Genomic DNA, 21,329 nt, shown 5'->3' with positions numbered 1-21,329 from the left:
TTAATCTGTTCATGAATTTCGAATCTACCTTTAAACAAAAGAATAGCAGCCTGACAAGGGCTGCTTTCTTCCTCCTATTTCCTGTTCTAATCGGCGGAACTGCCTTTGCACAGCAAACAAAATGGCCGGGCAGCATAGCCGGTAAAGCGGTACAGGATACTACGGCAAAAAATGCAGCCAGCAAAAAAAGCACTATCAAAAAGTTTTCAGAAATCATCCCTGCTGGCACTAAAGCCGATGAAGGATTGTTCAACGTATATAAAGTAGATCAGAAATACTTTTTTGAAATCCCTGATTCTCTATTGGGGAGAGACCTGTTGGTGGTGACTAGATTTACACAAACACCAGTAGCATTGAGAGAGTCCAGAGCGCAATATGGCGGCGAAATGCTAAACAACCAGGTTTGGAACTGGGAAAAACACGACAAACAAATCTTCATTAGAGTTCCGAATTTCAAATTTGTAGCTGATAAATCGTCAGATTTACACCAGGCATTGGAAAACTCTAATGCACTCCCAATTCTAGCCGCCTTTGACATCAAAGCTTTCAGTACGAATGGCAAAGGGGTTTTAATTGAGGTAACGGATTTTTACAATGGTGATATCCCTGGAATGTCCTTACCAGAAGGATTGAAAAAGACGTATAAAATTGCTGGTATCGACAATACCCGTTCTTTCATTGATACCGCAAAAAGTTTTCCAACCAACATAGAAGTGAAAACGGTAAAAACGTATAGAAGTCCGGAATTGCCCACTGACAAAACCGTTGGGGCCATGACTTTTGGATTAAATACATCCATGTTGTTATTGCCAAAAGAGCCGATGAAAGCGCGTCTGGAGAACAAAAGAATCGGTTATTTCACAGAAAGACAACTTGATTTTGGCGTTTCCGACAAACACGTTACACCTACTGCTTACATTCAAAGATGGAAGTTGGAGCCAAAAGACGAAGCCGCTTATAGCCGTGGTGAGCTCGTAGAACCGAAAAAACAAATCGTTTATTATATAGACCCTGCAACGCCTAAAAAGTGGGTTCCTTTCTTAATTCAGGGGGTGAACGACTGGAATACTGCTTTTGAAGCCGCAGGTTTTAAAAATGCAATCGTAGCTAAAGAAGCACCTACACCTCAGCAGGATCCGGAATTTAGTACAGAAGATGCACGTTATTCTGTGATCCGTTATTTTGCCTCTTCTACAGAAAACGCTTACGGTCCGAGGATAGCAGATCCTAGATCAGGAGAGATTATGGAAAGTCATATTGGCTGGTATCACAATGTGATGTCCTTACTGAGAAGTTGGTTCTTCGTACAAACAGCAGCGATTAATCCACAGGCAAGAGGTGCTGAAATCAGTGATGCGCAAATGGGACAATTGGTCAGATTTGTTTCCTCTCATGAGGTAGGTCACACGCTTGGTTTACTCCATAACTTTGGTTCCAGTGCGGCATTTCCTGTAGATTCTCTGCGCTCAAAAACCTTCACTGCTAAATATGGTACCGCCCCTTCCATCATGGATTATGCGCGTTTCAACTATATCGCACAGCCGGCTGATGGCGTCACAGAGATTTACCCTAAAATTGGTGCTTACGATCAGCATGCTATTAAATTCGGTTATACTTATTTCCCTGGCGACAATTCCTCTAAAGAAGAGAAAAAGGCATTGGATGCCATGGTTTTGAAAAAGGCTAAAGACCCCTTGTATTTCTATGGGAAACAGGGTTCAATAGACCCACGCGCACAAAGTGAAGACCTGGGCGACAATGCCATGAAGGCTAGTACCTACGGAATTGAAAACTTAAAAAGAATCCTCCCGAACCTGGAAAAGTGGACTTACGAGCCAGGTAAAGAACTGGAAGATGTAAACGATTTATATTATGAAGTGATCCGCCAGTACAGACGTTATGTAAACCATGTGCTGGCTAATGTAAGCGGCTTACAGGAAGATGTAAAAACAGTAGATGAACCGGGTGCAGTGTACAGCTATACGCCAAAAGCAAAGCAGCAGCAAGCCGTAGCATTCTTAAATAAACAAGTTTTCAGCACACCAAACTGGCTGTTAAATCCTTCCATTTTAGCAAGAGTAGATTATGGGGTCGTTAATCACAGGATTACAGAAATGCAAAATCAGGTGTTGACCTCACTATTGGAAACTTATGGTTTCGCCAGAATGATTGATGATGAGACAAAAAACGGGGCAAATGCTTATACGGTAAATAATCTGCTGACGGACTTACGTGGTTATATCTTCAATTCAGAGATACCTGATGTGTTCAAAAGAGCCTTACAAAGGTCTTATGCAGATCGTTTAGGTGTGCTGTTGAAGTTAGATAAACCGGTAGTAGAATCGGGTTATGCAATTATGGGGATCACGCCTTACAATCCAAATATTTCGGACATGAGGCTGATGGTTCGTTCAGAATTGAAAAAACTACAAGCTAGTGTAAAAGCTTCGCAGGCAAGCGCAACTAATCCATTGATCAAAAGTCATTATGAAGACCTTGCCGATCGCATTTACAAGATGTTAAACCCTAAAGTTTAATTTCCGGAAATTCCTATCCAGGTTATTCTTCCTGGTTATTGTGCAAAAAAACCATTCCTGATATACAGGAATGGTTTTTTTTAAGTTTGACTTATGCCTATTGAAGTGTCATTTTATTGATAAAAGCCTCATCAGTCAGGGTTTTCAAAAGGCAACCACCTTTTTCTGCTCCTGATCTGTTAGTGGAATCCCTGCTTTTCCATTCGTCTGCATCAAAGGATCTAAACCTTTTTCCTGAGGTACACCGGTCGCATAATGCACCATCACTTCTTCTAAAGTAGTAAAACGCCCATCATGAAAATAAGGTGCCGTGACTTCTATATTTCTTAATGAAGGTACTTTAAACTTTTTTACCGAATCATTGGTGGTACTGGTTCCGATATTTCGGGAAGACTCGTCGGTAAACAGGTCGCCGGCATGACAGGTCGCACACTTCTCTTTGAAAATCTTTAGCCCTTCCTGCTCTGCTGCTGTAAAGGTGTTTTCCTGTTTTACCACCAGTTTATCATAGCGGGAATTTGCAGATACCAATGAAAGCAGGTACTGTTCAATCACTCCCGTAACATCTTTTTCCTTTATGGTATCTACTCCTAAAACCGATTTAAAGTAATGCTTATAGATCGGTGAAGCGTTCAGTTTAGCCACCACATTCAGCATGGTTTCCCCCATTTCTGCCGGACTGGTTAAAGCATTAATTGCGGTATTGCGCAGATGCGATTCCCTTCCATCCCTGAAAAAGGAAACCTTCCACTGCAGGTTCATTAAAGCAGGCGTATTCTTTGTGCCATGGATATTTTCATTGACCCCAGGATTGATTTTTATCCCTTTACTCGCATAACCGTCTGTTTGATTATGACAGGAAGCACAGGCTACCTTGCCATTCTTAGAAAGCAAGGCATCATCAAATAACTTTTGTCCGAGGGTTACCCCTTCTACTGTCAACGCAGGCCCTTGCTGCACAATTGCCGGGAAATTAACCGGTCTTCTCACTGCCACATCAGTTTTGATGGTCGACAAGCCAAAGGCGAAAACAGCGATTAACAAGCCAAAAATCAAAATCCCAAACACAAAAACTTTATTCTTCTTCATTAAATATCAATTGGGCGGGAAAAGAAAACCTTCCTCAGCGCCATAAAACAACAATTATGCTTTGATAAAAATATCATAAGCAAACCTCAGGATCGTCCCGAACACTACTAGTAAAAAAAAGATGCGTATAAATTTATTGCCTTTTAACAGGGCGAGTTTAGTACCCAGAAAAGAACCGCCTACATTGCAGAAAGCCATCGGAATGGCAAATTCATAAAGGATGTGTCCGGTGCTGCCGAAATAACAGATCGCTGCAATATTGGTAGCCATATTGATCAGCTTTGCACTCGCACTCGCATGCAGGAAATCATAGCCCATTAAGGCGATGAAGGCCAAAATGAAAAATGTGCCTGTTCCCGGACCGATTAAGCCATCATAAAAACCGATGGTAAAACCAAAAAGCAAGCCGATCAGGACCTGCTGAAGCACTGTATGTTCCTTTTCCTGATGGACACCAAATTTTTTATTGAAACAAGTATAAACGGCAACAAGGATAAGAATGGCAAAAACGATGGGTTTGATCACCGTATTGTCGATCAGGGTGATGCTATGAGCACCCAATACTGCTCCGATAAATGCGGCGACTGCAATGTAAATCAGCAGCGGCCAATTCAGTTTTACATTTTGTGAATACTTCCAGGCGGCAAAAGCAGTTCCGGACAGCGAAGGGATTTTGGTGGTTCCAAAAAGTGTGGCCACCGAATACTGGGGCAACACAATCATAATTGCCGGAGTTTGCAGTAATCCACCACCCCCAACAATTGCATCAATAAAACCGGCAAAAAAAGAGACTATACAAAGTATAATCAGGTCTGACATCATAGTATTCCCTTAATGCCGCAAAATTAGGCTTTTTTAAGCACAAAAAAAGGGACCCAACCACGAGTCCCTTCACCTAAACCAAATTTAACCAAAAATTATTTTGCAGCTTTCGCGAAATGTAAAACGATATAAGCTGTGGCATTGCCATATTCTACTGGTGATTTGATCACCAATGATTCCTTTGAAGAAGTAGACATCACCAAACGGTAACCTTCAGTTACGTTTTTAGCTTTATCGCCTTCATATATTTTCTTAAACTGAAAAGTCTGATCTGGTACACTTGCCGACCAATAAATAGACTGTGTTCTTGCTGCACAATTGCCGCCGCCTGGTAAGCTATAGCTGCCGTTACCGCTGTTCGTTAATCTCCAGGTACCACCAACAAAGCAATTTGGAGCTGCTTCACCAAATAATGATTTTACAGATGCCTGAGGAATACCTTCATAAGTGATGTCATTTAATACCCAAGTACCAGTTACATCACCTCTCTTCACCACTTCGGTACCTGAGCCACCTTTTGGAGAACAACTTTGCAATACCATTAATGAACTGCATAAAATGGCTGCGATCAGGAATATTCTTTTCATATCAATCTGTTTTTTTATTTGTTTAATTTTTCTTTGTTTGTGAGCCTGCTGACAAAAATGTACTTTTTACCATATTAAGTCACAATGCTGTTTCAATTACATAAATCTTGCCAAAACTTCAACAGAATAATTTTTACCTTTAGCATTGTGGGGTTCAGCTCCCAGATTAACTATTTATCCACCTGAAAATGAAACCAGAAACTTTAGCTATACATTCCGGAAATTTGTATAAATCCGCTACTGGCGATGTCACACCGCCTATTAATTTGTCCACAACGTTTTTCAGAGATGAAGATGGTGGCTATTCTGGCGGACACATCTATAGCCGTGTCAGCAACCCGAACCGCTCTGCTTTAGAGAAAGTATTGAGAGATTTAGAAAATGGTGCAGATGCCTGCGCGTTTTCTTCAGGAAATACTGCAGGGATGTCTCTTTTTCAGGCCTTGGCCCCTGGAAGCCATATCATTGCCCCTGACGATATGTATTGGGGATTCAAAAAACAGCTGCAATCTATTTTTGCAGACACCTTAACCATAGATTTCATAGACCTGACCGATCTTGCAGGGATTGCTGCTTACATTAAAGAAAACACGGTGATGATCTGGGTGGAAACACCTTCTAACCCCCTGTTAAAAATAACTGATTTGGCGGCGATTTCCGAAATCGCAAAAAAGCATGACCTGTTATTGGCTTGCGACAGCACATTTGCTTCGCCATGTTTACAAAAGCCGATTGAACTGGGTGCGGATATCGTGATGCATTCTTCTACCAAATATATTGGTGGGCATAGTGACGTATTGGGTGGTGCTTTAATCACCGCCAAAATAACGCCATTCTGGGGAAAAATAAGAAACATCCAGCAGATTGGTGGCGCTGTACCTTCCCCTTTCGATTCCTTCTTACTATTAAGAAGCCTAAAAACCCTTGCTTACCGCATGCGTGGTCATTGCGAAAACGGAATGGCATTGGCGCTATATCTGGAAAAACATCCAAAGGTGGAGGCCGTATTTTATCCTGGATTACCTGCACATCCTCAGCATGAAATCGCAAAACAACAAATGAGCGGTTTTGGAGGAATGCTGTCAATTTTGGTTCATGGTGGTGCCCAGGAGGCACGCAGAGTAGTCAATACCGTACATTTATTTGCACAGGCCACTAGTTTGGGTGGTGTAGAAAGCCTGATCGAACACCGCGCATCTGTGGAAGGTCCGGACACCAAGACACCACAGAATTTAATTCGGATCTCCGTTGGACTGGAACATATAGATGACCTAATCGCAGATTTTAAACAAGCTTTAGGTTAAAAACCCCATTAAAACCACAACCAGAAGCAACATACACTTATTTTATACCGCTATATATCAGATAATTGCAAAATAATCAAAATTATATTTTGGTTATTTTGCAATTATCTTTACATTTGAAATATTCTTAGCGAAAGCTATTCAAGTCATCACCCTCTTAAAACTGGGTTTTGATTTATAAAGAAGTGGCGAGAGACAGGCTCTTTGACCCACTGGCAACCCTCCCAAAATGGAGAAGGTGCCAATTCCTGACCGGTTCGCATGGTGCTTTCTGGAGAGATAAATTAAGACAATGAAAACAGTTAAAATTACATCAGATTCTTTTAATTATTGTAGTAAACAGCGTACAGTTTGTATGTGCTGTTGCATGCGATAAATTTAAAAAACTTCCTTTTGCATTCTTGATCCATCCGGAAGGCCTCCATTGAGGTACGCTATACGCCTATATCCAATCTTGATTCAACCTAAGGAATTGGAAAACCTAAAACTAAATTTCAACCTTTTAAACGATAAAATATGTCAACCAACCATAAATTCGAAACTCTTCAGATACACGCAGGTCAGGAAGTTGATCCTACAACAGGTTCAAGAGCTGTACCTATATACCAGACTACTTCTTATGGATTCAAGAATTCTGAACATGGTGCAAACCTATTTGCCTTAAAAGAATTTGGTAACATATATACCCGAATCATGAACCCAACCACAGATGTTTTTGAAAAACGTGTGGCCGCATTAGAAGGCGGTGTAGCAGCAGTGGCTGTAGGTTCGGGAATGGCAGCACAATTTATCGCGTTAAACAATATTCTGGAAGCTGGTGATAACTTCGTTTCTTCTTCACATTTATATGGTGGTTCTTACAACCAGTTTAAAGTAGCTTTCAAACGCTTAGGGATTGAAGTGAAATTTGCCAATGGCGATGATGCTTCAGATTTCGAAACGAAGATTGATGCAAATACCAAAGCGATCTATTTAGAAAGCATTGGGAATCCATCTTTCAGTATTGCTGACTTTGAAAAAATCTCCGCCATTGCCAACAAACATGGTCTTCCATTAATTGTAGACAATACCTTTGGTGCCGCAGGTTATTTGTTCCGTCCATTGGAACATGGTGCGCATGTGGTGGTTCAATCGGCTACAAAATGGATTGGCGGACATGGAACCAGCATTGGTGGTGTGATCGTTGACGGTGGAAATTACAACTGGGGCAATGGTAAATTCAAGCAATTCACTGAGCCTTCAGAAGGATACAATGGATTGGTATTTAATGATGTGTTTGGCATCGGCGGCCCATTCGGCAACATACAGTTCGCTATCCGTGCCCGTGTAGAAGGCCTTAGAGATTTCGGCCCTGCCCTTTCCCCTTTCAACTCTTTCCAATTGATACAGGGATTAGAAACACTTTCGCTTCGTGTACAGCGTCATGTAGACAATGCTTTGGCATTAGCCACCTGGTTAGAAAACCATGAAGCCGTGAAAAAAGTGAACTACCCAGGTTTGGAAAGCAGCCCTTACCATGCGAATGCAAAGAAATACCTGCAAAATGGTTTCGGCGCCGTGCTTTCTTTTGAACTTCATGGAGAGAAAAGCCAGGCTACTGCATTGGTAGATTCCTTGAAATTAGTAAGCCATGTAGCGAATGTAGGTGATGCAAAAACACTGATCATTCAGCCATCTGCCACTACACACCAGCAACTGAGCGAATCAGAGCAGATTTCTGCAGGGGTGACACCAAACCTATTACGGGTTTCTGTTGGCATCGAGCATATTGACGACATCAAAGCGGATTTTGAGCAGGCAATTGCCAGCATCTCCGCTAAATAATAACCTTACTACCAAAACATCACCATGAGTACGACCTCTACCTATACCCACACCAAAGTTTTCAAACTTGAAAATGGCAAGAAATTGCGCAAAATCGAGCTTGCTTACCAAACGTATGGAAAATTAAATACCAAGAAAGACAATGTGATCTGGGCCTGTCACGCTTTGACAGCCAATGCAGACGTGCTGGACTGGTGGAAAGGACTGTTTGGCAATAATGACCTGTTCAATCCTGAAGAACATTTTATCGTATGTGCCAATGTATTGGGCTCCCATTATGGCAGCACCAATCCATTAAGTGTAAATCCAACTACAGGATTGCCTTATTACCTAGCCTTCCCGGAAGTGACCATCCGTGATATGGTGGCTGCACACCGTTTATTGGCTGCACACCTGGGTGTAGAAGAGATTAAAGTACTGATTGGCGGATCATTAGGTGGTCAGCAAGCCGTAGAATGGGCAATTGAAGATCCTACAGCGATACAAAACCTAATTCTGGTAGCCACTAACGCGGTTCATTCCCCATGGGGAATCGCTTTCAATGAAAGTCAGCGTTTAGCCATTAGCTCCGACAGGTCTTTCTACGCCAACCAACCAGATGGTGGATTAAAAGGTTTAAAAACCGCACGCAGCATCGCTTTATTATCTTACCGAAGCTATGATGCCTATACCGCCACTCAACTCGAAAGTGTGAATGAAAAAACAGGATCCTTCCGCGCTTCTTCTTACCAAAACTACCAGGGCGAAAAGCTGTGCAAACGCTTCAACGCTTATAGTTACTGGTACCTGAGCAAAGCGATGGACAGTCATAATGTAGGTAGAAACAGATGCAGCATTATCGATGCGCTGGCATCTATTAAAGCCAATTCCCTGGTGATCGGTATAGAAAACGATGTACTGTTCCCAATATCTGAACAGCAGTTCCTGAGCAAACACATTCCTGATGCAGAATTTTTCAGTGTCAACTCTGCCTATGGTCATGATGGATTCCTGATTGAGACAGATGTACTCACCAATGTGATCGGGAATTTCCTAAAAGAAAGCACAAACAAGAAAATAATTAAATTACATAAAACAGCATAGTACTTAGATGAGCAAGAAACTTAAAATTGGATTATTTGGATTTGGAGTGGTAGGTCAGGGATTACACGATATTATCCGTGGTCAGGACCTCAACCTGGAAATCATTAAAATCGCCATCAAAAATCCAGAAAAGAAACGCAGCTTAGACGCATACCTTTTCACTACCGATCACGACGAAATCCTAAATAACAAAGAAATCAATACCATTGTAGAATTGATTGATGATGCAGATGCCGCTTATAACATTACCAAACGCGCATTGATTAGTGGTAAAAATGTAGTTTCCGCCAATAAAAAAATGATTGCCAATCACCTTGCTGAGCTGGTGGAACTGCAGGAAAAACATGGCGTATCTTTATTATATGAAGGTGCAGTATGCGGCAGTATTCCCATCATCAGAAACCTGGAAGAGTACTATAACAACGAATTACTGCATGGCATCAGCGGTATCTTTAATGGCTCTTCGAACTATATTCTTTCTAAGATTTTCAATGAAAACATGGAATATGGTGTGGCCTTAAAGCAGGCACAAGACCTTGGTTTTGCCGAGACTGATCCGATTATGGATGTGGGTGGTTACGATCCGAAATTCAAACTGGCCATTGCTACCGCGCATGCTTATGGTTTGTTTGTAGATCCGGCAGACATTCTGAACATCGGCATTCAAAACCTGAATGATGATGACATCAGGTATGCAAAAGAGAAAAACTTCAAGATTAAACTGGTTCCTACGGCACGAAAGATCAGCAGCAAACAAGTGGTGACCTATGTACTCCCTAAGTTTGTGAAATCTGACGATTTCCTTTTCAACGTAGAAAATGAATACAATGGCGTTACTGTTCAGGCAGCTTTTGCTGATAAGCAGTTCTTTTTCGGTAAAGGCGCAGGTGGCCACCCAACAGGTGCTGCCGTACTTTCCGACATTGCTGCCTTAAGATATGATTACCGTTATGAGTATAAAAAGTACCATCAGCAAAATGGTTTGATCCATACTGATAGCGTTAACATCGAAGTATATCTGCGTTATTCAAATGAGGATACGCTAGCTCAATTACAGGTAGAAAATATCGTAGAACGCTTTTCGCGTCAGGATTACAAATATGTAATCGGCAGCATCAGCTTGAAAACCTTATTGGAAAACCGCAGTTTATTGGAGCAAAAGGATGTATTTATTGCCCATACCGGAAGGTATACCTATACGGAACAACAGATTCAAACTGTGACCGAAGAGGAAGTGTTTTTTAACTAATAGTTTTTTTGTTTTGATCGTAAAAAGGCCCCGGAAATTCCGGGGCCTTTTTAGTTGATCATATTTTGAATCAGCAGGGTAAAAATCATTAGGATCTATATCCTGCGACTGCCTTAAATTTCTCTGTTGACGTCCCAGTTTTCCAGGTAATCTGCCACGCGGCGTACAAATGATCCACCTAATGAACCATCTACCACCCTATGGTCGTAAGAAAGAGAAAGGAACATCATGTGACGGATCGCAATCACATCACCATATTCTGTTTCCAATACTGCTGGTTTCTTTTTAATGGCACCTACCGCTAAAATTGCGACCTGTGGCTGATTGATAATTGGCGTTCCCATCACATTTCCAAAAGACCCTACGTTGGTCAGGGTGAAGGTACCACCTTGAGTTTCGTCTGGTTTTAATTTCGAATTACGTGCACGTACCGCCAGGTCATTGACAGATTTTGTTAAACCTAAAAGGTTCATCTGGTCTGCGTTTTTAATCACCGGTACAATCAGGTTGCCACTAGGCAATGCTGCTGCCATACCAATATTGATGTCTCTTTTCTTGATGATCTGTGTTCCATTTACAGAAACATTGATCATTGGGAAATCTTTAATGGCTTTGGTTACCGCTTCAATAAAGATCGGTGTAAAAGTGATCTTTTCGTTTTCACGTTTCTCAAAGTTACGTTTCACCTTTTCGCGCCACATCACCATATTGGTCACATCAGCTTCTACGAAAGAGGTCACGTGAGGTGCATTCTGAACAGACATCACCATGTGATCGGCAATCAGCCTGCGCATCCTGTCCATTTCAATGATTTCATCACCACCACTCACACTAACTGCCGGTGCTGCTTTTAGACTGCTTATTGCCGGCTGACTCGCTGCTGCTGTGGTTACAGGTGCTGATTCTGCTTTCTGTGTGCCACCTGTCTTTTGCTGTATATAGTTTAAAAGATCGTCTTTTGTTAATCGTCCTTCTGCTCCAGTTCCTGAGATGCTGTCAAGCTCCGACAATTCAATATTTTCCTGAGCGGCGATGTTCTTCACCAATGGTGAATAAAAACGATCTGAGCCCTGCTTAGAAGCTCCCTCAGTGTTATCATTTGACAACAACTGCTCGGTACCTGGAATTCCTGGTAAAACTGCTTCAGCCTGTTCCTGCGGCACCACAGTTTCTACTGCATTTTCTACAGCTGGTGTAACCGCTGCATCAGCATCTGTTTCGATAATTGCAATAACTGCACCTACCTGAACTACCTCATCTTCTTTAAATAACTGCTTAACTAACTTACCGGCGATTGGTGATGGAACTTCAGAATCCACCTTATCTGTAGCTATTTCCAAAATTGTATCGTCCAATTCTATCATATCTCCTGGTTGTTTAAGCCATTTGATAATGGTTGCTTCCGCAACGCTCTCCCCCATTTTAGGTAACAATAATTCGTATTGAGCCATTTTTTATTTTCTAATTGGTAACAGGTACAAAAGTAAAGTATTTCGGACACTTAATCCTCATGTTGCCTGAGTTCATTCAAAATCATTGATAAAGCTGCGGCCGCGGATCGCTCAATATTCTGTGTTCTTTTGTTGCCAAAGCTAAAAACTTTAGACACTACACCTTTGGCATGAGCGACTGCAATCCAGACAGTTCCCACCGGTTTATCCGGCATTCCTCCATCTGGTCCGGCGATCCCGCTAACGGCGACCGCATAGTCTGTTTTAAAATTTTGAAGGGCACCTATTGCCATCTCTTTTACAGTTTCTTCGCTTACCGCACCGTATTTAGCCAATGTCTCTGCTTTAACACCCAAAAGAGACATTTTGAGGTCATAAGAATAAGTCACCGCTCCGCCTTCGTAGACAGAAGAGCAGCCTGGATGCTGGGTAATCAGGTGTGCGATATATCCTCCGGTACAACTTTCGGCAGTAGAAAGGCTTAGATTTCTTTGCTCCATAAAGTTCAGAATCGCCTTTTCTAAAGCAATATCTTCTTCAGCCACCACATGTTGCTTTATCCTGGCGATGATCTGCTGGGCATAAAAATCCACGGCTGCTTTCAGTGGCGCTTCTTCTTCACCTATGGTACTTAAGCGCAAACGCACCTGTCCGAGTTTTGGCAGGTAGGCAAGTTTGATACTTGGTGGCAAACTGTTTTCTATGTCTTCGATTTCCATAGCGAGGAAGGATTCCCCGATATTGGAAGTGAGTATGGTTTTATGGTAAATGACCGGCAATTTAAATGCAGCCTTAATCCTTGGGATGATCTCATCATCCATCAGGTACATCATTTCAAAAGGAACGCCTGGCATCGATACAATTATCTTTCCATGCTGTTCGAACCACATACAAGGTGCAGTTCCGTTTTTATTCTTGATCACCGTACAACCTTCCGGAACATCAGCCTGCGTTCTGTTGAGGTCGATCATCGGACGGTTTAAACCTGCAAAAATTTCGGTGACATGGTTTAGGGTTTCTTCATCTCTGCGGAAGCCCATATTGAAATATTTAGCCAGGGTTACCTTGGTGATGTCGTCTTTTGTTGGACCTAATCCGCCCGTCATTAAGATCACATCAGCCCTGCTTTCTGCCAATCGGAGTGCCTCCATAATATGATCGGCATCATCGGAAACGGAAGTGATCTGTTTCACTTTCATCCCAATCTGGTTCAACCGTTTGGCCATCCAGGCGGAATTCGTATCCACGATTTGTCCGATAAGGATTTCATCGCCTATGGTAATAATTTCTGCCAGCATAAAATTTGTTTTAGTATCTCGTGTAGTAGTTCTTTCTTTTACTCAGCTTCAGATCCTGTAATACCGAAGCTTTTACCTTAATGTCTACGGAATACATCTGCTGTGTTCCGAAAGGAATCCAGCTGAAGCTCATGTCCCAGCAATGTAAATCGCGGTAAATTCCAAACCTGGTAATGGAGAAACTATTGGTTTCAAAGTTCCATCCTGAATCAAAAGTTACTTTCCATTTTGGCGTGATATTGGCATCCCCATTAAAGGTTAAACTATTGGAAATTCGACTATTTAAACCGTTTGGATCAGTCAAGTAGTTGAAACTATACCTGAAAGCAAAGTTCCATGGAATGTTAAAATCAACAAATGCATTTGGGTCTCTACTAACTTTCGCCAATGCTTCGGCTTGTTCTGGAGTCATTGCTTTCTGAATCGCTTCATTTCTGATGTTCTGCTCATTTGCATTTTTCCGCTTTAATGCTTCTGGATTTAAGCTATAATCAAAAGAGAAACCAAAACTGGTGACACGCGGCAATTGCCCTTTTTGCCAGGTATAACGATCAATCACTTTTTTTCCTATAACTTGTTTTGTTACACTATCAATCACATTTCCGACCTGATAAGGGTTTAATACCGCGTTATAGTTGACCTGGAATTTATCGGAAAATGGAGTACTTCCATTTACACTAAAATCAGCTAACTTAAAACTAGGTCTCAATAAGTCATAAGAACTGGTAATGCTTAGATTACTGATGATTGGCACTTTCTTCTCTCCTTTTCCGGTAGTATCATTAGGCACCAAAACTTTTGCTTCTACAATATTCTGGATACCAAAGTTGATATTAGCCTGACTTCTGCTGCTCGGCACACCGTATCTTCCACCTTCTTGTTTAGGATAATACAATTGTACTTTATTCCCTGCAGCATCCGTAGTATACACAAGAGTTTTACCATCTTCATAATAGGCGGGCAAATAATTTCCTAGTTTAGGATCTGAGAAATTAGGTGTATAACCAAAGCCAATATTAGGCGTCATCACATGTCTGATGGCCTTCAGCTTACCCAGATTTTTAAACTGTGCAGTGGAGTAAATTTTAGTCGTTAAACTACCCCCGACTGTATATTCTCCAAAACGGTTAAAGCCTGGAACAGTATCTATTCTAATGAGATCATCTTTACCAGCAGTCTGCTTCATATAAGTTTTTCTGATGGACTGGAAATACCATTTCTCAGTATAATTGACACTGGTACCAAAATTAAAATGCTGCAACACATTAAAGTTCATGGCAATAGGAATGTTATGCTGCACCCCATTGCTAAATTTACTCAGGGTTTGCTTTTTAAATAGTTCATCTCCTTTTGCATTTACCGAGTTTTGTGATTGCATGGTATAGCCAATAGAAATCTTCTCATACCACTTTTGATCACCGGTGCTATACTTCGAAGCGAAGGGATAAATGTTCCTGGTCATACCTAGGTTGATATCTGGCAAGATCAAACTTACCGTACCTTTGGAGATGTCCTGATTCACGGATGCGGCAGTCGTTAAATTAAATAGACCATTCGCCAGCATTTTGGAATAACTGATGGAAGAGTATAAGTTATTGGCAGAAATCTGTCCGGCATCATAATACCCACCAGCTGCAGTATTCTTATTGTATCCCTGACTGGTGATGTTTACTTGTGCTGAAAATGTGCTCCCTGGATTTGCATTGGCATTTTGACTATGAGTCCACTTAATGCTATAATCCTTTACAGGAGTATAGCCTGGTGTCCCTTCGATTCCGTATCGGTTACTTCCGTAAGATAAATACAGGTTACCGTTGTATTTATACCTTTTAGTATAGTTAGAGGTCAGATTGGCCTCATAAGAACCCCTGGTATAAATGGTCCCTAATAGCTTTGCATCCCAATAATCATTTAAGCCGATATAGTATCCACCCTCTCTTAAGAAGAATCCCCGGGTATAATCCTCTCCGGGTGAAGGCAATATAAAACCTGATGATTTTTTATTGGGTTTTGGGAAAAAGGCAAAAGGTAATCCCAATGGTAATGGAATATCTTCGATTTCCAGGTATACAGGGCCGGTAATGATTTGTTTTTCGGTGACAATACCTTTAGTAATGTGGATTCCAAAGTGAGGATGCGGCAAATTACAGGTACTGTAAATCTGTCCTTTACTATGGATTTCATCATCTGGTTGTTTTTTGGCGATCCCTCCGGAGAAGAATCCTCCTTCCTGCTCTGTAAAAACTCCGAAGATTTTTCCTGCACCAGTTTCAATGTTATATCTTAAGGAATCTGCAATAGAATTCCCTTGTCCGGGCATCTTAAAAATCGGTCTGCCCACATACTTTCCTTTTGAGTTTTTTACACCACTGGCAAATATGTTTTTAGTTTTGTCGTTATAAGTAATATAGTCTGCATCCAATTCCAGACCTTGATAAAGTACCCTCGCTCTGCCATACAGGTAAACGGTACCATCCTTTTTATTCACCTTGGTAGAGTCTTTTGCAGAGTATTCGAGTTTATCGCTCGTGCTCACTGAATCCTGGTGTGTTTGTGTCGTACTTTTTACTGCGGGGCTATTGTTTGCAGGCGGCTGTATAGGCGAACCCAGCTTCGGTATCGTTTGCTGTGGACTGGAAAAAACAGAAGATACAAATACCAGAATACCGACAATTGTCAATAAAACAGGGCGTATATAAAAAATGATGTGGCTTAAAAGTTTCAAATTCGTGTGTGAATGTTATTTTTGCATTAATGTTTAATCCAAAACGTTCAAAATTAATGAAAAATATGCCATTGCTTAGACCAAATGCAATTTTGATCGTATTTATTTCCATATCACTAGCTATAACTACTAGTTATCAGGGATTTACGCAAGAATATAAAATAAAAACCATCGTATTAGACGCTGGTCACGGGGGGAAAGACGGCTCTACCAGAGGGGCTTATTCTACTGAAAAAGATGTCGCTTTAAAGACTGCTTTACGCCTTGGCGCTGCTATTGAAGCGAATATGAAAGATGTAAAAGTAATTTATACCCGCTCAACCGATGTTTTTGTACCACTTTATGAGCGGATCGCCATTGCTAATAATGCAAAAGCGGATCTTTTTATCTCCATCCATTGCAATGATATGCCGATGATCCGCTCCAGCGTAGTGACCGGCTCCCGCAAAGGAAAAAATGGAAAGCGGATTCCGATTACAGAAACCGTTTATAGAAAAAGTACTTCTACACGTGGAGTAGAAACCTTTGTCTCCGGTATGGGCAGGATTTCTGAGCAGGACGAGGTGATCAAAAGAGAAAATGCAGCGATCTTTTTAGAGGAAAACTACAAAGAGAACTATGAGGGATTTGACCCGAATAATGCGGAGAATTATATTATCTTATCTTTGATGAAGAACACCTTCCGTACGCAAAGCTTAAAATTAGCGAAACTGGTACAGGATGAATATGTAAATGTAGGCAGAGTAAACCGTGGTGTTCAGGAGAAAAGTCTGGCCGTATTGGCAAGAGCAGGGATGCCCGCAATATTAACAGAGATAGGATTTATCAGCAATCCGGATGAAGAGGACTATATGAACTCGGAAGCTGGACAAATAGAAATTACAAACTGCCTTTTAAAGGCCATACAGAGCTATCAGCATAGGATAGAAGGATAATTATTACAAGTAAAAATTAAGAGTTAAGCCCGATGAGATTGAAAAGAAGTGTATTCTTATTTGCCGTTTTATTATTTATAAGTTCAGAGTTTGCTTTTTCCCAAGGATACAAAGTTAAAACCATAGTCATAGATGCTGGTCACGGGGGTGGAAAACCCGGTGCTGCAGGAGCTTACTCCGTTGAAAAAAACGTAGCCCTTCAAGTAGCCCTTAAATTGGGTAAGAAGTTTGAAGAAGAGCTTCCACATATCAAAATTCTATACACCAGAAAAACAGATGTGGATGTAGACTTCTATAAAAGAGCTGAAATTGCAAATGATGCAAAAGCAGATATTTTCATTTCTATTCACTGTAACTCCATGCCTGACCGCAGGGTGGTTTCAGGTTACAGCAAAGGTAAAAACGGGAGGAAAATCCCTAATTATGCTTATGTAAAAAACACCGGAACCAGCGGCACGGAAACCTTCGTTGCAGGAACACATCGCCTTAATGAACAGGATGTTGCGATTAGAGAGAATGCCGACATTAAGCTGGAGAAAAACTACAAGCAAAATTATGATGGTTACGATCCCAATGATCCTGAAACATTTATTATACTATCTTTGTTTAAAAATACATTTAGGGATAAGAGCCTAAAGCTTGCGCGATTGATTCAGGACAATTATACCAACGAAAATAAAAGGGTCAACAGGGGCGTAAAAGAGCAAGGAATCTTAATCCTGCAAAGGGTTGGAATGCCGGCTGTGCTGACAGAGATAGGATTCATCTCTAATCCCGCAGAGGAAAATTATATGAACTCCGCAAGCGGTCAGGCGGAAATTGTAAATGCGATTTTTGATGCCGTTAAGAAATATAAACAACAAACAGAAGTAAATTAAGTAAATACACATACGTGAAAATAGCAAACGAAACCAAAGTAGGCATATTAGCAGCCTTTTCAATAGCCCTATTAATCATAGGCTACAATTTTTTAAAAGGAAACGCCATCTTTTCCAGCGAAACCGTATTGTATGCCAGATATTCTCATGTAGATGGTCTGGGTGTTTCTAAACCTGTATTGATCAATGGTTATCAGATTGGTCGTGTAGACCAGCTGACCCTTCAACCTGATGGAACCATTATTGCGACTCTAAAGATTAAAGGAAAATATGAAATTCCTAACAACAGTATTGCCAGATTAGAAAGTGTAGACCTTTTAGGTGGTAAAGCGATTGTAATGGCTTTAGGAACAGGAAATGTATTTGCTAAAGATGGTGATACCCTGAATGCCAATGTGGCTAAAGGCCTATTGGAAACGGTTCAGCCAGTTCAAAAGAAAGCGGAAGTGATCATCGCTAAAATGGATTCTATCTTAACCAGTGTGAATTCAATTCTAAACCCTAACTTCCAGAAAAACGTAGATAAAAGCTTTAACAGCATTGCTGCTACCCTTGCTTCCTTAGAAGCGACTTCTAAGAAAGTAGATCACCTGGTAGGTTCTGAAGGTTCCAGAATATCCTCTATCCTAGCTAATGTAGAAGCGATTTCTAACAACCTTAAAAATAACAATGAGAAGATCAATGGGATCCTGAACAACATCAGCACGGTGACTGATCAGGTAGCTGCAGCGAACTTCAAGCAAACCATTGACAATGCCAACAAATCTATGGCCGACTTACAAAGTATTGTAGGAAAAATCAATGAAGGTAAAGGTACCTTAGGCTTACTGATTAATGATACTAAAATGTACGACAACTTGAACAGTGCTTCTGGTAATTTAGACAAGTTGATTATCGACTTAAAAGAAAACCCGAAACGTTATGTACACTTCTCCGTTTTCGGTGGAGGTGGTAAAAAAGACAAATAATCTTTATTTACCAGATCTTAAAAAGCCTTTCAGTATGAACTGAAAGGCTTTTTTGGTTTAAATAATGTTTGTTCCCGCTGCTGCCAGCTGAAAGCCATAGCGCTGAATCTAAATCGCAATCCCTTTCTAAAAGATTAAATAGAGAAAGTACTGCCTTCTGTGGCCAGCTGCGTATTTTCAAAAACAGGCAGGGCTTCTTCCAGCAATGGCAGCAGCGTCTTGTACCTGGACGAGAAATGCCCAATGAGTAATTTAGTCGCTCCGGTGTTTAGGGCCGTCTCAGCGGCTTGTAATGCAGTAGTATGGTGTGTTTGATTGGCTCTTTCCAACAACTCATGCAAGAAAGTTGCCTCATGATACAGCGTATCACAATTTTTGATCTCTTCAAAGTAACTGCCATCGCAAAGTGTATCTGAGCAATAGGCGTATTTCCTTGGCTTGTCGGAATCTACCGTATAATCTTTGTTGAGCAGCACTCTACCATCAGGTAAAGTCAGGTCTACCCCTCTTTTTAACAAAGGATAATATTCCAGTGGAACATTTTCAGCCTCTAGTTTTTCGAGTACAACTTTGCGCAATCTTTTCTTCTCTGTAAAGGTAAATCCAGTACATGGGATTCTATGGTTGAGCACAATGGTGGAAACGAGCAGATCTGAGTTTTCGAAAATCAGCTTGGGTACGTCTGCGGTAATTGGCGTAAATTCTATAGGATACCTGATGATTGTTTCAGAATGTTTAAACTGGAGTTCCAGAATTTCCATTAAAGCTGGCGGCCCATAGATGCGGATGGGTTTGATCCTTCCGTTCAAGTGCATCGTAGACAGTAAGCCAATCAATCCAAAATAATGATCTCCATGTAAATGGCTAATGAATACCACATCGATTTTACTGGCTTTGAAGCCAAAACGAATCAATTGCTGCTGGGTTCCTTCCCCGCAATCAATCAGGTAAAATTTCTCATTACAGTTTAAAAGCTGTGCGCTGGGATTTCTATTGTATACTGGGGTAGCAGAGCTGCTGCCCAAAATGGTAACCTCAAATTTCATTAACCTTTATCTACACTCCCCAACAATTCCTTCTCAATCTCTTCCATAAAGATCAGGTCGGTCGCCTCATCTAATTTAGACACAATAACCAGGGATTGATCCAGGTTGGACATTTCTAATATTTTAGCGAGAACAGGGTTTATTCCGGTGATGATAAATAGTCCGTTTGCTTTTTTACATAAGCGATCGCCCACTAACAGGCTGCTTAAATCCTGTGAATCATTACATTCTTTTACTGCGGATAAATCCAATACGATATTATGGTATCCTTCTGCGTTCAATAAAATGAACTCAGATTTTAACTTAGGGGTATTGTCATTTGTAAACTTAGACTCTCTAAGCTTTAAAACCACATACTTTTCATGCTTGTCAACTGAAAATTTCATGATATTGATTTATTAGTTTCTATTGCTAAAGTAATTAATTTTATCTGGTATTACCGTCAATCGTGTTAATAAATCATACACAAATGTATAGATATGGCGATTTGAACAAAAAAAGACAGCCAGCGGTGCCAAAAAAAATGGGCATAACCGCTGGCTGTCTTCGACCTTAAAGCCTTTAATATCTGGAAATTAATTTCCCAGCAACTGGTTCAAGGATTTAGTCACATTCGCTTCGATTCGCTGAATTACGTTTGAGGCTTCGTTTTTCACAAAAGTATCGCCCGTAATCTGCTCATAAAGCTCAATATAACGCTCAGAAATAGAGTTTACAATTTCTAGAGTCATCACTGGAACTGCTTGTCCGTCTTTACCCTGGAAACCATTTTCGATTAACCATTTACGTACGAATTCTTTTGACAATTGTTTTTGAGGCTCGTTTGCATCCTGACGTGCCGCATAACCTTCCGCATAGAAATAACGGGAAGAATCCGGGGTATGGATTTCATCGATCAGGAAGATCTCTGTACCTACTTTACCAAATTCATACTTCGTATCTACCAGGATCAGGCCGCGTTCTGCTGCCATCTCTGTTCCACGTGCATAAAGGGCTAAAGTATAAGCTTCTAATTTTGTATAATCTTCTACAGAAACAATCCCTTTAGCGAGAATATCTGCTCTTGATATTTCTTCATCATGACCTACTGCAGCTTTTGTAGTTGGGGTAATAATAGGCTGTGGTAATTGATCATTTTCTTTCAGTCCTTCTGGTAAAGCTACTCCGCAAACACTGCGTTTACCGGCGCTGTACTCTCTCCAGGCATGACCTGCAAGGTATCCACGCACTACCATTTCTACTTTGAAAGGCTCACAGATACGGCCAATGGTCACCATTTCATCTGGCACATCGATTACCCAGTTTTGTACGATGTCTTTGGTCGCATTTAAAAATTTAGCGGCAATCTGATTGAGCACCTGTCCTTTGAAAGGAACGGCTTCGGGTAAAACTACATCGAATGCAGATATTCTATCGGTCACCACCATCGCCATAAACTGGTTGTTGATGGTGTATACGTCGCGCACTTTTCCCTTGTAAAAATTGCTTTGCTTTGGAAAGCTGAAATTGGTTTCTTTAATTGCTGTCATGGTA

General features: G+C 41.1%; 17 protein-coding genes and 1 riboswitch. Of the genes, 8 read left to right on the top strand and 9 right to left on the bottom strand.

All coding sequences use genetic code 11. The features are described 5' to 3' along the window. Positions 1–11: 11 nt before the first annotated feature. Complete coding sequence (locus tag AQ505_RS09265) at positions 12–2,537, top strand: zinc-dependent metalloprotease (RefSeq protein WP_082461781.1); 2,526 nt, start codon at positions 12–14, stop codon at positions 2,535–2,537. Between the two features lie 144 nt (positions 2,538–2,681). Here AQ505_RS09265 and AQ505_RS09260 read toward each other — a convergent pair whose 3' ends face one another. From AQ505_RS09260 to AQ505_RS09250, 3 genes are all read right to left on the bottom strand, one after another. After that, on the bottom strand, positions 2,682–3,626 hold the full coding sequence (locus AQ505_RS09260) for a cytochrome-c peroxidase (RefSeq protein WP_062547917.1): 945 nt from the start codon (positions 3,624–3,626) through the stop codon (positions 2,682–2,684). Positions 3,627–3,680: 54 nt separating this feature from the next. Next, entirely contained in the window at positions 3,681–4,448 is a 768-nt protein-coding gene (locus tag AQ505_RS09255) for a sulfite exporter TauE/SafE family protein (RefSeq protein WP_062547916.1), read from the bottom strand. Between the two features lie 95 nt (positions 4,449–4,543). Continuing rightward, positions 4,544–5,035, bottom strand: coding sequence for a lipocalin family protein (locus AQ505_RS09250; protein WP_062547915.1), 492 nt, complete (start codon positions 5,033–5,035; stop codon positions 4,544–4,546). Positions 5,036–5,223: 188 nt separating this feature from the next. Between AQ505_RS09250 and AQ505_RS09245 the strand changes: the two genes are divergently transcribed. From AQ505_RS09245 to AQ505_RS09230, 4 genes are all read left to right on the top strand, one after another. Then, a complete protein-coding gene (locus tag AQ505_RS09245; protein ID WP_062547914.1) occupies positions 5,224–6,339 on the top strand; it encodes a trans-sulfuration enzyme family protein in 1,116 nt (371 codons plus the stop codon). 172 nt (positions 6,340–6,511) lie between these two features. Continuing rightward, a riboswitch (SAM riboswitch) is annotated at positions 6,512–6,625 on the top strand. Between the two features lie 230 nt (positions 6,626–6,855). After that, entirely contained in the window at positions 6,856–8,163 is a 1,308-nt protein-coding gene (locus AQ505_RS09240; protein WP_062547913.1) for an O-acetylhomoserine aminocarboxypropyltransferase/cysteine synthase family protein, read from the top strand. A gap of 24 nt (positions 8,164–8,187) precedes the next feature. Continuing rightward, entirely contained in the window at positions 8,188–9,246 is a 1,059-nt protein-coding gene (locus tag AQ505_RS09235) for a homoserine O-acetyltransferase family protein (protein WP_062547912.1), read from the top strand. 7 nt (positions 9,247–9,253) lie between these two features. Beyond that, positions 9,254–10,495, top strand: a complete 1,242-nt coding sequence (locus AQ505_RS09230; RefSeq protein WP_062547911.1) for a homoserine dehydrogenase — start codon at positions 9,254–9,256, stop codon at positions 10,493–10,495. Positions 10,496–10,608: 113 nt separating this feature from the next. Here the strand turns inward: AQ505_RS09230 and AQ505_RS09225 are convergent, their stop codons facing one another. Genes AQ505_RS09225 through AQ505_RS09215 form a run of 3 tightly spaced genes read right to left on the bottom strand, consistent with a single transcriptional unit; the run spans position 10,609 to position 15,969 of the window. Beyond that, a complete protein-coding gene (locus tag AQ505_RS09225; RefSeq protein WP_062547910.1) occupies positions 10,609–11,946 on the bottom strand; it encodes a dihydrolipoamide acetyltransferase family protein in 1,338 nt (445 codons plus the stop codon). A 50-nt stretch (positions 11,947–11,996) separates the two neighbouring features. Continuing rightward, complete coding sequence (locus AQ505_RS09220) at positions 11,997–13,244, bottom strand: competence/damage-inducible protein A (RefSeq protein ID WP_062547909.1); 1,248 nt, start codon at positions 13,242–13,244, stop codon at positions 11,997–11,999. A 10-nt stretch (positions 13,245–13,254) separates the two neighbouring features. Next, the gene (locus AQ505_RS09215; protein ID WP_062547908.1) at positions 13,255–15,969 is read right to left on the bottom strand and encodes a putative LPS assembly protein LptD; all 2,715 of its coding nucleotides are present in this window, start codon (positions 15,967–15,969) and stop codon (positions 13,255–13,257) included. Between the two features lie 29 nt (positions 15,970–15,998). Between AQ505_RS09215 and AQ505_RS09210 the strand changes: the two genes are divergently transcribed. From AQ505_RS09210 to AQ505_RS09200, 3 genes are read left to right on the top strand one after another with little or no spacing between them, the layout of a single operon-like run. After that, the gene (locus AQ505_RS09210; protein ID WP_062547907.1) at positions 15,999–16,904 is read left to right on the top strand and encodes an N-acetylmuramoyl-L-alanine amidase family protein; all 906 of its coding nucleotides are present in this window, start codon (positions 15,999–16,001) and stop codon (positions 16,902–16,904) included. 32 nt (positions 16,905–16,936) lie between these two features. Beyond that, positions 16,937–17,782 carry an N-acetylmuramoyl-L-alanine amidase family protein gene (locus tag AQ505_RS09205; protein ID WP_062547906.1) on the top strand — a complete coding sequence of 282 codons (846 nt, stop codon included), beginning with the start codon at positions 16,937–16,939 and terminating at the stop codon, positions 17,780–17,782. Between the two features lie 14 nt (positions 17,783–17,796). Continuing rightward, a complete protein-coding gene (locus AQ505_RS09200; RefSeq protein WP_062547905.1) occupies positions 17,797–18,750 on the top strand; it encodes an MlaD family protein in 954 nt (317 codons plus the stop codon). A gap of 134 nt (positions 18,751–18,884) precedes the next feature. Here AQ505_RS09200 and AQ505_RS09195 read toward each other — a convergent pair whose 3' ends face one another. From AQ505_RS09195 to AQ505_RS09185, 3 genes are all read right to left on the bottom strand, one after another. Further along, a complete protein-coding gene (locus AQ505_RS09195) occupies positions 18,885–19,796 on the bottom strand; it encodes a ribonuclease Z (protein ID WP_062547904.1) in 912 nt (303 codons plus the stop codon). Then, positions 19,796–20,182 carry an STAS domain-containing protein gene (locus AQ505_RS09190; RefSeq protein ID WP_062547903.1) on the bottom strand — a complete coding sequence of 129 codons (387 nt, stop codon included), beginning with the start codon at positions 20,180–20,182 and terminating at the stop codon, positions 19,796–19,798. The genes AQ505_RS09195 and AQ505_RS09190 overlap by 1 nt, the downstream gene beginning before the upstream one ends. 189 nt (positions 20,183–20,371) lie before the next feature. Then, entirely contained in the window at positions 20,372–21,325 is a 954-nt protein-coding gene (locus AQ505_RS09185) for a phosphoribosylaminoimidazolesuccinocarboxamide synthase (RefSeq protein ID WP_062547902.1), read from the bottom strand. Between the last annotated feature and the right edge of the window lie 4 nt (positions 21,326–21,329).

Source organism: Pedobacter sp. PACM 27299, from assembly GCF_001412655.1.
Classification (GTDB): domain Bacteria; phylum Bacteroidota; class Bacteroidia; order Sphingobacteriales; family Sphingobacteriaceae; genus Pedobacter.
This window is presented reverse-complemented; position numbering and strand designations above follow the sequence as displayed.